Below are 14,559 nucleotides of genomic sequence, written 5' to 3' on the forward strand. Positions count from 1 at the left end.
TATGTGTCCTATTATAGTAGTTGTCATGTATTAACTGAACTAGAAATTCAAATCCCAAGAATTTCCCCGAGCTCCATATCCCTAAAAGCTATCCAGCACTCTTCCTTCTTTGCCCATTCCCCAAAGTTTTGATTTGTAGGAGGATTTGTAATATGTTTATGAGCTGCGTTCATCACTTTTATAATCGTTTCCTTCAAAGATTCAGGTAGTTCTTGCTTTCTCCAAATCTCCTCAAAACCTATAGCTTGTTCTGTTTTGTTTGAGAGCCAAGCTATAGTATAAGTGACAATATTTGCTCTATGTTTATACGGTACTAACTTAGTTATATCATTGTATAATATTGCTTTAGAAACGATATCTTGAAAATACCCTTGATCTGGATCCTTTATATCTCCAGTCTGAAGGAGCTTTGTAAATTCAACAAAGTTCTTTTGAGCCCCTCTACTTACAATATGGGGAAGCTGATTCCATGAATTTATATATTTCGCAAGGTCAGTTTTTGTAATTAATTGTGACTTCGGATATATTTCATCGAATTCTTTTTTACGAGCCGGTGTTAATTCCTTATTTTTCAATCCTAGATACTGTCCTCTTGCACGTTCATAGAACCATTTGGTTTGACGGTTCTTCCCTTCTTTAGCGGGTGCCCATATTGTTCTTGAGAGTTGCTCTAACTTGCGATGATAAGGATCGTTGGCATAAAAATCTGCCGTTTGAATTTTATTTTGACTATTTGCATACTCAGAAATCCTTGGAACTACATCATCCATTTTTTCAGCATCTTTAATTTCAGTGATCTTCATTTGAACAAATACTTTTGAAATGTCAGCATCTTTCTCTTTTTTAATAGTATGATAGATTGATGCTGTCGTTTGCCCACCATTTACAATTTGTAAATCCTTAAAAGATTTAATACAAGGCAATCCCTGATCATTTTTTTCGACAACTACATGTTCTGCTGTGGCCGAAATCCCATTATTATAAGCTAAAAACATGTGAGGTTCATTCATGATGGTTTCTTTGATTCCTTTATTAACTCCTCTAAACTGTAAAAACGATCTCACATTTCTTTCAATCAATCTCTCACCATACTCTTCATAGAGTTGAGATAATAATGTTCCAGGAATGATTGTAAGATATGAATTATAATCATCATTTGATTCTGGCATCTCTAAACACGGCAGTTTGGATCCGTACTTTTCTTCAATATCAATCTCTATGATTTCCCGCTTCCTTCCAGAAGAGGCAAGACGAAATAGGCGTTCCATATCCCATGATTGATATGTCACTTCAATACCTTCAATGTCAGTTTCATCTAATTTAATGGCTTTTGTAAGCCCATCTGTAAGGAAGAATAATCTTAGGCTTGATATTTTACCTTTATTATCATAAATATATTTTGAGAAACTACAAATATCAGAGTTCTCCGAGTCTGAATCCAGCACTAAAGCATTGTGTAACCCATTTAGACTTTTCTTGAAAAAATTAAAACCGCGTTTAAGTACAGGTTCCCAATCATTTTTATTGATTGTTATGGGTGGTATGATCCTTGTGTGTAATGATACATACAAATCGATAGAGACATTTTCTCCATCTTCATTGACGGAGTAACCATTAATCTGAATGCCGGTACGTCTAAAATAATTCACCTCATATATGCCTATTTCCCCTGAGTTTTGCAGCGTATCCAGCATAGTCTCAGTAAACACATTTTGATGACTATGCTGGACTTGCCCTGCTACAACACCATCGATATAATTTTTGAAGTCTTCAGCATATAATCGTAATTCTTTATCCATACCAAGCCCACTCTCTTATAAACTTTCATTATTGTATAAAAACATCTAATTCCAAATTAGAAGCTGTTGTATGCAACTTACCAAGGGCCTTTTTCTCGATTTGTCTCACACGCTCTCGTGTAAGATTGAAGTACTCTCCAACAGCCTCTAATGTGCGTTCTATACCATCATCTAAGCCAAACCGCAGCCGAATAACTTGTTCTTCCTTCTCGTTAAGCTTGTTCAATAGCTGTTTTATGACAACATCTTTTAAAATTCTTCTGTTAACGACATCATCTACTATTATAGCATCCCATAATATTTCTGTATCTATTTCAATACAATTGTTAAGAAAATCCAACTCAAAAACCAAGGTTTCTATATCCTTTTCATCGTGATACAAAGGCTTACTCTTCGCATCTAAAATTGCACTACTATAAAGGGAACCTAACATATTACATGCAATGTCTTCGGACCACAAAACTTCAAATGAAATGTAATCTATTTTGCGGTGTGTATCCAAACATATAATTTCATTTATACCTAGACCATATTCGTTATATAAATCATTATATTCTGGCCATTTCCCTTGTTCATATATAAATGCATTAATATATTGGTCTAGACTTCGAAGCTTCTCATGAATGTGAACAGGCAAACGGATAAGTGTTTCAGAATCAATCATTTTTCTTAGCATTTTACTTAGCACATGACTTTTCGCGTAATTACCGAAGGATACTCCCTGATCTGGAGAATAAAGTTCCACAGCCCTTATAAAACCAAAGAATCCTTCTTGAACTAAATCCATTTCTTCAATGTAATATCGTTTTCTCGAAGAAGCAAATCTACATAGTAGCTTTGCGTAAGCAGGAAATAAGATTGAAACTAAGTCTTCTTTGCTCTTACTTTTACTAATAGCCGTTTCATACCTAATCCCTCGTTGCTTTGATGCCCACTTACTGAACTCGTTCCACAAGGATTGAGTAGTGTATATTTGTTTTCTTCTAGTTCTTTTTTTTCTAACGGTTTTCTCTTTAGAAGTGGATTGAACAAAGTCAGGTATGTCCAAATCATCATCTTCTTCAATTTCGGTTCCAGATTCATCAGTGTAAAATCTAGATAATTTAGTAATATCGATTCGCCAATATCCCTTTTTATTATCATCAACCTGTACGAAACATTCATTTTGAGACAATATGTTATAGATGGTGTTCTTTGTTGTCATTCTTAGTGCATTTACTTTATTGAGTAAATTTGTCCAGTGCATGCCCGCTGGGTAGGTAGCAAGAATCTCACACATAATAGTGAAAAACGATTTGTTAACTCGCTGACTCTCTTCAACTAGTTTCCCTATATCTAAGTATCTAGCTTGTTCACTAGCTATATCTTTGTTGATTTCTCCAATGAAAATATCCACACTTGATTCATCATTGAAATAATACTTCAGTTCATGACCTGGTTCTAACGAAAAATCAAAAAACAAATCTTTGATTCCGTTACCATAAAAATAAACTTTGCCATTATGTCTTTTCCATAACCAACTATATAAGTAGCCATCTACGTTAACACTAATAATACCTCTATCTTCAGCATTCATTTCGGACCAAAATTTAGGTGCAAGTAAATAGCCCTTAACCCGTTCGTAGTAAGTAATGTGATGAATATACTCAGTTTTGTTTTTCCCTTTTTTATTGCTAATATCGCTACTTTTCTCTCCTATAGTACTTGGTTGATCTATTTCAATAGCAATTAATTGTTCTGCATTCGGAATGACTGGAACCGAATTGTAAACAGAATAATCCCAGTAATTAATCTCTCCCAATTCAAGAGATGCACTGACCTGATATTCCCAATTACTTTGCTCATTTAGACTAATTTGACCAATACCACCTAAGAATTTTTCTAGTGAAAGTTTATAGAGTGGGTAGACCTTTTCATAGCTTTTTGTATTAAAGATGTCGTGAATGATGTCCTTAGCCGAAGCTTGTCCACATGATTGAATGTACTTGCATATCAACAAACTACTGCGTGCTACTTCTTCATTGATTTCAACAGGTACATCCTCTAGCAATAGGGGGCTCTTTACTTCTTCATCCTCAATTAAGTCAATTCTAATAAGACCAAGATGATAATAAAATCTTTCATCGATATCTGGAGCGAAGATTACTTCCTCGGGATTAAAACCAATATCAGTTGTCATTATTGAAGTTGCTTCTTCCCATGTAATGGTCTCTTGTTTATTGTCAATTAAGAATGAATAAACATGATCGTTAACTAGAATCCAGTCAGATAACATCCAATATTCCGTACCCTTTGACTGAATTGATGTGAATCTAAGATCGCAAGACAGTCCGATTAATAAAGAGGATTCATCTCTCCACTTAAGTTTTTGGGCCAACTGCTTAACTGAGAGTGGTTCAGGCTTCTTTTTTAGGAATTCCACAACAATACTAAGATTAGGATCATTATGACGTTTCACAGACCACAAGCCAGTTTCCAAATCTTCTTCAAAGAATGAGCGTTTGGCATATAGCGCGTAGATAACAAACTGTTCGGCTTCTGTTCTCCCAATACTTCTCCAGTTTTTTAATAAATCAAGCACTATATCATAAAAAGGCAGAGAACGAGTTGGACTTTGATACAGTGCACGTTTAATAAAACTTAAATTACTATAAACTGGGCCAGATTTTGGGGAATCGCCAGCCATGCCCTCAACTCCTAATCTTCCTTGATAAACCAGTGGTCTTTACTAAGTTCTTTAATAAACATGCAAGGATTATTCTTGTTATATAGCACCAATAATCCTCTCATAGCTCTAGTAAACCCAACAAATAAAGTCCTTCTAGCCACTTTGAGCTCCTCTTCTAGTTCATCTTCATCGAAATCAGTAGAGACTCGAGGGTATTTCTTATCTAGACTTGATAAAGCAACAATTGGAAATTCCAACCCCTTAGAAGAAGCTAAAGTAATAACCTTTACTTCATCAGAATCCAGATCTAGTTGAGATCCTCGCATAAATCTAGCTGGTACCCCTGCTTGAGTTATCCCATCTGCCACTTCCTTGCCTATAGTTGAAGAAGGAACAAGAATTGCTGCTGCAGATACCTTTAGCCTGAAATGACGGGACATTTGTTTTAGGAACTTAACGATGGTTTCATACTGACTCTGTTCAGAACTATAACTAGTCAATATAGGTTGGGGCCCATTTTGAATAGATCTTGTCATTAAGGATTCAGAATCACCACTATTTGTATCCTTCAAAAATGTATTTGCAGCCTCAGAAATTTCACGCGTTGAGCGATAATTTCTTCTTAGAGTTAAAGTTCTGCCTCTAAACTGGAGATTCTCATGAACTTCTTTCCATGAGAAACCTTTGAAATAAATAGATTGGGATGCATCGGCTGTAAGATAAATCCCTTTATTATCGGAGGCCAATTCGACTAGAAAACTTAGACTTATTGGTGTTAAATCTTGTGTTTCATCAATAATAACCGAGTCATATTTTTCTTGATAAAGTCCTGACTTGACGATTTCAAAAGCTTTACAACGAACTTTAGAGATGGTCCACAAACCTTTTCCAATTAGTAGTTTATTTAAAGATTCATATAGTTTCCAGATAGCTTCTCTAGATTGCTTAGTTAAAGCTATTCCTCGTCCAATTCTAGAAACCTCTAGGTATTCATTCAGGGACTTCAAATTCCTTCCTTCAATTACCCATTCAATCTCATCAAGTAAGTATTCAACCCTGAAGCGATTAAGTGACTTATAATCACCATCGTTATTTATTAACATCTCAAGAAATGTCTTAAGTTGTTTTTTATCTGCTACCTGATCAACTTGTTCATAAAGCTTAACTACTTTTAACGCTAGATCATCAGCTGTATTTACATGAACAAGATTCATATGGGTACCTAATAACTGTCGCAAAAGTTGCTCTGAAAACTTTGCCAAAGCAAGGGTATACGTCGTAAACAGAATTTTCAAATTAGACTTACCTTTGCTATGATGATGATCTATGATTGATCTCACTCTGTACAAAGCAATCGTTGACTTACCTGTTCCTGGTCCTCCTTTTATTAAAGCAGGCCCTTGTAATGCCCAATCAACTAATCGTTCTTGCTCTGAATCAAGTCTTAACAAGAACCCCAAAAGATCCCCCTCCTTATATCGGATAAGATCATTTGTATCAAAAACTATTAGATCAGGTTGTTGTATTATTTCTGTCACAGGCCTCGGAAAAAGATTATCAATAACGCGTTCTATGTAATTATCCGGTGTCTTCGATAATAACAAATCATCCTCTGTTTTACAGGATGTTAATTCTGTATGATATTCTTCAGGAATTTTCAAGGAACTTAACCATTCTGTATTAAGATCAACAGGCAATTTCTTTGATTTTAAAGTATCATCTTCAACGGTAGTCCAATTTTGTTCAACGCCAGCGGCTACTTCCTCATCTAATAATAGGTCTGGATCGGGACCTACTCCTAAATTGGTAGGTTCCTCAAAACCAATATCTTTTTGATACGCTTGCTTTCTAGCCCTTATACTTAATAATCTGATCCAGTTACTACCGAATGAATAAAAAATTCTGTAGTCTCCGACCCTTAGCCTGTAAACATCTGCCCATTTATTAAGTTTTTTCTTAAGATGTCCGTCCGGTATTGGATTCTGAGCAAGGAAATTAATTTTCTCCCATACTTGATCACCTAGCTGGGAAGGGAGGGCATGCAGCTCCCTTAAGAAGGATGGTTTAATATTTATATCCCTAGATAAACTCATTTAACTCCTCCTTAAATTCTTCGAAGTATTCTGGAACGCTCTAGAGAAGCAAAATGTCTCGCAATCAGTTTTGCTTCTTCCCCCTGAATTTTGACACCTAACTCTATATTAGAATCTAGACCATGATAAGTCATATTTGCTGAAGTTATAAATATCTCTTTCTGATCAATGCAAAGTAATTTAGCATGTAAACTGGCCATTGTATCGTTACTATTTCCCTTCCATTTCAGCAACATAGGTAGGGGCTTATTTGGCGGCCAGGCCTTTTTAACATTTTCATGATTAAATCCGTCATCGTGCAATGCAATCTTGACAGCACATCCCCTTATATGGGCTTCGGATAGTTTGCGAATTATATTCCTAGTAGTATCCGAAGTAGCTGTGAAACTATATCCCACTAGTAGAATAGAATTCTGAGCGTTCTCAATCATCTCCGACATCAAGGAATAAGTTCCTCTAACCAAACTTGTTGAAGGATTATATGGGCCAGTCCAAGCTAACTCTATTTTAGGAAATCTGCAATACGCTTGGCGCTTTGTCTCCAATGCGCAGCGAATACTAAATGCTAATACATTAGAATCTATATCAATTTGTTTCCAAGACTCTAATAGATCGACCAACAATGGAGTCGGGATGAAATAAGGAGTTAATAGACGTGTCCATGTATTTGCAGCTGATTGCTTTGTTAAATTACCCAATTCCAACTGGGTAATTATTTTTTCAGACAACTCGCTATCTAGTTCGTTAACTATTCGAGAAATCACACCTGCTATTTGGTCAGTTATTGCCATTTTACACCCTCATGAAGAATGCTAGGTCTTGTTCTGATACAGTCGGAACTAAAAAGGACCTATCCAAAAATCTATTTGATTTCTCACAAGATGTCTCAGCTGCCAATTGACAAGCATGGCACGCCGCTCCATTCAAATCACCGATAGAATCAGGCTTATGCTCCGAGCACAATGGATCACCAGAACAAAATTTTGCTTCCTGCAAAGCGTGCCATAATACTTCCTCGAACTTTTCCTTTTTGCCCAGTTCAACTAGCCCACCTAGACTTCCTTCCGAGTCAGGGGTGGAAGTATAAATCAATACTCCAGCCATTTTTTGCCCCTCAATTTCCCTTGAATATATTCGTTCACGTAATGAAGTAGAGGAATAGCCCGAGTCAAGACATAATTGCCTCATGATAGCGTGGGATAGAGTGTGTAATAAGATATACCTTGCCCCTGGTATTTTCACATCGGTTTCATGTCTATCTTCGCAATATTTGAGATATGCATCGTTGATAGGTAACTGTATTATATTGTTGTCATCTCTCCCATATATATTGGCAAGCTTTTGTTCCCACTCGTGAAGTGTATTTTCGTTAAGCGTAAAGAATATGCCCTCGCCGCGGGTAATAATTCCCGGTCGCCAAGAAAGGCGTTGATTACTCAATGGCGCTTTATGAGAATCTCTAACGGTTTCATCATCTTCCGTAGTTGTAGCATCAGGTAGGGGTTCTATTCTGCTGAACCCATCTAGTACCCTCACTTCTGTTAAACGTCGTACCATTACTACTTTTGATATCCATTTCTTAAATCGATCTGCAACCTCTTGCTCTTCTGTTTCAAATTCAAATTCCACATCTGGATTATTTTCACCATGTAATAGTGCATCCCATTCGGGATAATAAAGATCTAGATCTTCCCCTGCTTCCATTCCACGTTGATGTACCATCGTGTCCCAAACCAAATCAATATCAAATTCCTCGAGCTCAGGAAGCGTGCCCATCTCAATTGCAAAAGCCAATTTTTCTTTTGAATCTATTTTCTTGAGTCGTTCTTCTAGAACTTCTGCAACACTTTGATGAAGTGCGTTAGTGTAAGGTGGAATTGCTAATGCGCTAACTACTGATGGGAAATACAGGTTTGATGCTCCCCTTAGAAGAGCTCTTGGTCTTTCATCACAACTAACAGAGTTTCTGGGGCCTAACCAGTGTCGATGCCCTTGACAGGAGGGGAGGCCCCTTCCCGAAAATGCATCTTCTAGTGTTCTAGACTTTTTGCATTTTGTACAGTAGACCTCAACATCTGAAATTGAACCAGTAGCTCCCTTATCATTTAAGCGCAATTCACCCTTACAATCTAGATTATGGTGGTGTGAGTGAAGGTAAAAGTCCCATGGAAAATCATCGATATGTCCCTTTGCACAAGCTAGGATAAAACGCGCCGGGAACACCTTAGTCTCAGCATCACAATGACAGTATGCAACTTCATCTTCATGTAAATTAAACTTATAAAAAGGAGCAATTTTTCTACACTTAGGGCACACCATAAATCTAGGAAATCTATAAGCTGGGAGTGTCCCTTGTTTGTTGTCCTGATCCCACTCTAAAGCTGGTGGTGAATATATTCTACTTATATTTAATTTCTTTAGAAGACGAGGTTCTTTGATAATTTCACAAAGACGTGTATTCCAATTATCTATACCTGCTATGATAACTGAGAAGTCTGGCAAATCCATTATTGCTCCAGGACCAAAAGTAGAAATTAACTGACTGTTTCGAAGTTCTCCGACTTTTCCATTCATATTCTGCTACTCCCTTAACAAATAAATTCCAACGGTTTTTTCTACATCACGCATTGAGTTAGGAACTCCAAAAGCAGCACCTTTCGGTTTACCACCTAAAGGATACATTAATCTGGGCTTTTTCTGAGACTTATCATAATAGAGTTCTGGGCTTACTGAGTGTTGTTCCCAGCGATCTATATAGACTTGCAGGTCATTCAGTACTTCTTGAACCTTTGCCTGCTCAATATCTTTAACTCTGTTTTTAATAAAGTCAGCTAATTTCTTGACTGATTCACTCTGGGGTTTAAACTTTTTTGCGTGCTCCCTCTTAGCCAATCCCGGTGTCATCAGTCTAGTCATTGCTACTAAAGTAGCGGATAGAGCCCTATCCCTAGCTCTAGACGAAAAAGGAGTCACGCTTATAGCTTCTACATAGCGGTATAAAGCAGAATGATAAGAATTAAATCTTTCGTAATGGGATACATCCCTTGGTCTAGCCCAGTTATATATAGTGAATACTAACCCTGGATGCTCACGTCCAACCCTAGATGTTGCCTGAATATATTCTGCTGTAGTCTTTGGCTGGCCTGTAACCGCCATTAGCCCCAAACGCCCAACGTCTACTCCAACTGATATCATATTACTTGCTAACACAACATCAACAGGAGCTACTTCTTTAGAAGAAGCGCTAAAAGGCTGTTCTAGTCTTTGCAAAAGTGGAGGTATTTCACTTGAATCTACACGGCTAGTTAACTCAGGAACACTCTCCCTTATCACTCTCTCTTTGTAAAGATGTAATTGTCCTTTGTCTCTTTGAGCCAGCACTTTCATCCTGGCTTTAATGTCGTCTTCAATTAATCGTACAGCGCCACCTAGTTCCCGCAAGCTGTTATAATATCCAACTATTGTTCTGTATGGGTCTAAGTCATCTATGTCATACTCCATTGCTTCTGTAGCGGATAATAGTGCTGCATAAACCCGAACAATAGCTGTTTTTACACTTCGTCCTGGAGCAAAGATTCCGACATATGTTCTACCTGGAGTATCTTGTATTGGTTGTTCCAGAGCAAAAAAGGAATCCTCTGCTAGCAAGCCAGGACTTGGGAAGATAGCGAGTCGTCTGGCGAAAAGTGACAAGACTTGTTCCTTTGCTCGTCGAATTGTCGCTGTTGAGGCTACCACTTTTGGACCGATTATTTGGCCATCAACATCTCTAGAGCATAAATAATCGATTGCTGTTTCATATAACCCAACCATTGTCCCTAGCGGACCGGAAATTAAGTGTAATTCATCTTGAATAATTAAGTCGGGCGGTAACAATGTACGCTCATCTTGGAATTTCATAGATCCTTTATTAGAATCAACGACTTGCTTGATCCAAGTTTCGGTATTTTTGTCTGATCCCTCAGCAACAAAGCCCCAATGATTTATTTGGCCCTTCACCTTTCCAACAAGTGCTTGTGTTTCACCTACCCAAGGTAGTCGAGCAAACTTATCCACCGTTCCGATGATCATAGTAGGTAGTAATCTATAAATTTCCTCATCAGATACTACTGCTGGAATACCTTCAAAGGGTCTTTTGGTACGGCTGAATTCGCATTCTTTTCGGGAGCAACCGATTATTACTCTTCTCATTTTTCGAATTGCATTATAATCTTTCTTAGTTAACTTCGAACCACACCACGGACAGGCAACTAACTGAACAGGAGTAGTTGTAGTCGGATTTGAGTTTCCAGGCCTTAATACTTCTTCACACTCGTCATAACTATTCGGGGTATTTTTCCCACCGACCCATAAACCAATCCGAAATGGTTCTTTCCCCCATGTATTCGGATCCTCGTTTCGAACAATTTCACACGCACATATCAGAGTAGATGCTCTTTGAAATTGTTGTATTGTTAGAAGCCGTAAAGTGTATCTCATTAAAATTGATACACCCGCATCCCCTCTTAAGCCATTTTCTTCTTTTCTTAATCTACGGATTGCCATTACAAAAGCAGCCAGCCCTAAATAAGCCTCTGTTTTACCACCACCAGTTGGGAACCAGAGCAGATCTGCTATTTTCCTGTCACCATGCTGTGGCTCAACAATACCCGTCAGTGATTGAAGTATGAACGCAATTTGAAATGGCCGCCATGTTGTTTTTATCTCTTCAGGACCATTAGACCAATCTTTTTTCTTACTTGCATTTCTTGCCCATACACTTTGTGTGCGTTGCATAAACATTACTCTATTTGCAAGCTGAAAGGCTTTGAACACTTCGCCATTTCGTCCATTTGAACGAATTAGATCCAAACCTTTTCTCATTCTATTTAACGATTCCCTACATAATCTTAAATGTTCCTCTCCGGTTGATTTCAACTCTGAGTTAAGATCATCCACTTCTAATTCTCTTTCGAATACCCACTGATCGTATTTATCCAATAATGGTTCAAGATATCCGTAAATCTCCTCGCCACTCGTTGCACTTGCTATCTTTTTCATATCCAATGTACCTTGTCCATCCCAATCAGGCGGAATTACGCGAGGAATTTCATATACTGGCATCACCTTCGTGGTTAATACACTTACATGTTGTCTATCATCGGAAATTCCATCCCAATTTACTGATACCCCATGCCCTACCGCAAAAACAGTCTGTTTTCTATAGACTAACTCATCTGCAGCAACATCCGGTAATTTGTAAGTTTGTTCTAAATTCATTCTCCGGACAGAAAACGGCTTACTATTCTTAGGGCCTGTAACTATTATTATTGGCTGGAATATGCATACGGCATCCTTTGGACCCTTTTCAGGCTTTTGCTTTCTATTAACTAAAAACAAACTCACCGCATATCTTTTTAGTCCATCTTTTAAGGGTCTAGAAATCCATTCTAGTTGGATATCAGGATCTTTGTCATAGCTTTTAGAATATCGCTTGCCATCAGCGGGCACTAAGTTAATTTCTTCAGGAAAGTCATGGGATATTCGTTTCCACCCCCTATTCCCCTTGCCCCCAGTGGGTATATAAGTCCCCCAACTACAATTGACATTTATTTTTTCGAACTCTTGTTCAACTACGAATGATAAACCAATTGATGATGGCTTCATTGCCTGCATTAAAGGAGCTGCATTGTCCGGAAGCCCTGCTTCTTCTCCATCCTCTTCAGTCTCATTTCTCTCATCATCTTCCTTGTCTATCTCCGTACCAATTGGCCACAATATTCCCGACAAGTATCTTTGTGCAGGTGACTCGTTAAGCTCTTCATTATTCTCATTTGGGCCAATCAATTCTAGATCAATTCTTCTGATAAGTTCACTTCTAATGCTTACTTTATCGTTATCTGCCATAATTTGACCTCCAAAACTGATTGTCTATCCTCGATAAATTAGACCAATGTACTATTTTAATTCGACAAGGCAGGAAAATATTCCTGTCTTGTCGAACTTGAAATGTAATAATTTCGCATAATATCTAGAACTGTGGTGGTATCTTGAGCTTTGACGAACTATTACAAAACTTCAACAAAGAACAACGCTATTCAATAACAGCTCCAGAAGGTCATTTAGTTATTAACGCTGCTGCAGGCACAGGGAAGACAAGTACACTGGCCGCAAGAATTTTATATCTACAGCTCGAACTTGATGTTCCTCCAAGTTCCATTATTGCAATTTCATTTTCAAGAACAGCCCGCGCTCGACTGACCGAAAAGTTAGCACAACTTATTAAACAGGTTGGTGCTGGAAGTCTTATTCCTGTTTATACTTTTCATGGATTAGCTTATCGAATTATAAGAATTGCAACAGGCAATCAAGAAACTTGGTTGAAACCAAACTTTGAAGTATTAGTGCCAAGTTCGGCCCCTAACTTTGAGGGAAGCAATGAAATTTTTATCCAATATGAGGATTTCCTATTCAACAATATTAGAGCCAATCTTGATAAAGAAATATTAAGCAAATCCTTCACTAAAGTAATAGATCAATTACGCCAAGGCGCGGATGAGATGGAGGCATTACTTGAACCAGAAGATCTTCCAAGAGGCTATGAATTACAATGTGATATAGATCAAAGCACAACAATCAATGTTATTACTGATGATGTCATCACAGTATGGAAAAGATATTCCGAGCTGCTAAAACGTAATAATAAAATCGATTATAACGGGTTAATAACTGAAGCCATTAGAATATTGCAACATACAAATCATAGAACCTTAGATCGTGTAAGAGATGGATTAAAATATATACTGGTAGATGAATATCAGGATACCTCTCGTGCACAGGAACAGTTGTTATCAAAATTAGTATCCTCGACGAATATTTCAATCAATGCAGTTGGTGATATTAACCAAACAATATACACTTTTAACGGTTCCAGCATCTCAAATTTAAGGGATTTCTATACACGCATGGGGGATACTAGCACTAAAACTTTACAACCGATAGTATTATCTGAAAACTACCGTTCCTCTAAGGCGATACTTGATGTAGCAAATAGAATTATACGTAAGGACTCCCAAATCAAATTAGTACCTGCTTCAGGAGTGCTTCCGGAACCATTAAATAAATACAGGGATCAGAACTATCCTGTTCAAATAATTCATGCAACTACACTTGAACTTGCTGCTGATTTTGTTGCCAATGAGATTTCGAAGCTTACAAAAGATGGTGATATTTCTCCAAATGAAATTGCTGTGCTTGTTAGGAAGAATTCTGAATTTGCACCGCAGAGCGATAAAGTAAAAGAATACCTGGACAAATATAATATTGAATATATAGCCTCAACAAACATTATGGAAAAAGAAAATAAAAATAATCAAATGCGTTGTGTATTCGATTTTTGTCAAGAACCTGAAAACTACGTAGAACTAATTGATGTTATTATCGATAGGATAAATAATAAAGAAGTTGAAGTCCCTGAGGAGGCTACCAGCGAATTACTAATAATGTATTTAAATGAGGCGTTAAATGCAGGAGCACAGTATTGCTATGAAGCAGGCGATCTCCTCTATGACAATATTAATGCTGACCCAGAGCCAGATGAATTAAACGGATCCGTACAAATTCGTACAGTGCATTCCGCGAAGGGTGAAGAATTCAGAGTAGTTTTTTTAATGTATTTAGGAGACCGCTCATTTCCACATAGCAGTAAGCCTGACCTAGAGGAAGAGCGGAGATTACTATATGTTGGAATTACTAGAGCACAGGAGAAATTATACATTATAGGAAGACCAGGTATTAAATTTGATGATTATTTAAATGAATGTAAAGGGGGAAATACTAAATTTAACGAGTACTTCTCTTTTAATAAAGAAATGGGACAAAACAGTAAAAACATAATAGAAATATCAAAAAAGGATTTGGGCTTAATCGAACAGGCTAGGTTGATTCAAAAAGAAGAAGAACGCAAGTACCGTCAAGAAATAGAAGCATGGTTTGAAGAAGAATAGATAAATTAGGGGAG

The 14,559-nt window shown here is 37.4% G+C and carries 7 protein-coding genes; 1 reads left to right on the forward strand and 6 read right to left on the reverse strand.

The annotated features are described in order from the left end of the window. Nucleotides 1-47: 47 nt before the first annotated feature. The 6 genes from ACETK5_RS26995 to drmA are packed head-to-tail and all read right to left on the reverse strand — an operon-like array spanning nucleotide 48 to nucleotide 12,446. Nucleotides 48-1,799 carry an AIPR family protein gene (locus ACETK5_RS26995; RefSeq protein ID WP_394058967.1) on the reverse strand — a complete coding sequence of 584 codons (1,752 nt, stop codon included), beginning with the start codon at nucleotides 1,797-1,799 and terminating at the stop codon, nucleotides 48-50. Nucleotides 1,800-1,827: 28 nt separating this feature from the next. Beyond that, nucleotides 1,828-4,485, reverse strand: a complete 2,658-nt coding sequence (locus tag ACETK5_RS27000; RefSeq protein WP_394058968.1) for a sigma-70 family RNA polymerase sigma factor — start codon at nucleotides 4,483-4,485, stop codon at nucleotides 1,828-1,830. An 11-nt stretch (nucleotides 4,486-4,496) separates the two neighbouring features. Next, nucleotides 4,497-6,560, reverse strand: a complete 2,064-nt coding sequence (locus tag ACETK5_RS27005; RefSeq protein WP_394058970.1) for a 3'-5' exonuclease — start codon at nucleotides 6,558-6,560, stop codon at nucleotides 4,497-4,499. 11 nt (nucleotides 6,561-6,571) lie between these two features. Beyond that, complete coding sequence (locus ACETK5_RS27010; protein WP_394058972.1) at nucleotides 6,572-7,351, reverse strand: phospholipase D-like domain-containing protein; 780 nt, start codon at nucleotides 7,349-7,351, stop codon at nucleotides 6,572-6,574. Nucleotide 7,352: 1 nt separating this feature from the next. Beyond that, nucleotides 7,353-9,134 (reverse strand): DrmB family protein, encoded by a 1,782-nt coding sequence (gene drmB, locus ACETK5_RS27015; protein WP_394058974.1) that lies wholly within the window; start codon nucleotides 9,132-9,134, stop codon nucleotides 7,353-7,355. Between the two features lie 6 nt (nucleotides 9,135-9,140). Continuing rightward, nucleotides 9,141-12,446 carry a DISARM system helicase DrmA gene (gene drmA / locus ACETK5_RS27020; RefSeq protein WP_394058975.1) on the reverse strand — a complete coding sequence of 1,102 codons (3,306 nt, stop codon included), beginning with the start codon at nucleotides 12,444-12,446 and terminating at the stop codon, nucleotides 9,141-9,143. 143 nt (nucleotides 12,447-12,589) lie between these two features. Here drmA and ACETK5_RS27025 point away from each other — a divergent pair, with 143 nt between their 5' ends. Then, nucleotides 12,590-14,545, forward strand: a complete 1,956-nt coding sequence (locus ACETK5_RS27025; RefSeq protein ID WP_394058977.1) for an ATP-dependent helicase — start codon at nucleotides 12,590-12,592, stop codon at nucleotides 14,543-14,545. Nucleotides 14,546-14,559 lie beyond the last annotated feature (14 nt).

Origin of the sequence: Paenibacillus ilasis (genome assembly GCF_043195395.1) — a bacterium.
In the GTDB taxonomy this organism is placed as follows: domain Bacteria; phylum Bacillota; class Bacilli; order Paenibacillales; family Paenibacillaceae; genus Paenibacillus_AQ; species Paenibacillus_AQ lautus.

Excerpts from the sequence above, each read along its gene's own strand:
- ACETK5_RS26995 (WP_394058967.1), bottom strand. The coding sequence starts at position 1,799 with ATGGATAAAGAATTACGATTATATGCTGAAGACTTCAAAAATTATATC.
- ACETK5_RS27000 (WP_394058968.1), bottom strand. The coding sequence starts at position 4,485 with ATGGCTGGCGATTCCCCAAAATCTGGCCCAGTTTATAGTAATTTAAGT.
- ACETK5_RS27005 (WP_394058970.1), bottom strand. The coding sequence starts at position 6,560 with ATGAGTTTATCTAGGGATATAAATATTAAACCATCCTTCTTAAGGGAG.
- ACETK5_RS27010 (WP_394058972.1), bottom strand. The coding sequence starts at position 7,351 with ATGGCAATAACTGACCAAATAGCAGGTGTGATTTCTCGAATAGTTAAC.
- drmB (WP_394058974.1), bottom strand. The coding sequence starts at position 9,134 with ATGAATGGAAAAGTCGGAGAACTTCGAAACAGTCAGTTAATTTCTACT.
- drmA (WP_394058975.1), bottom strand. The coding sequence starts at position 12,446 with ATGGCAGATAACGATAAAGTAAGCATTAGAAGTGAACTTATCAGAAGA.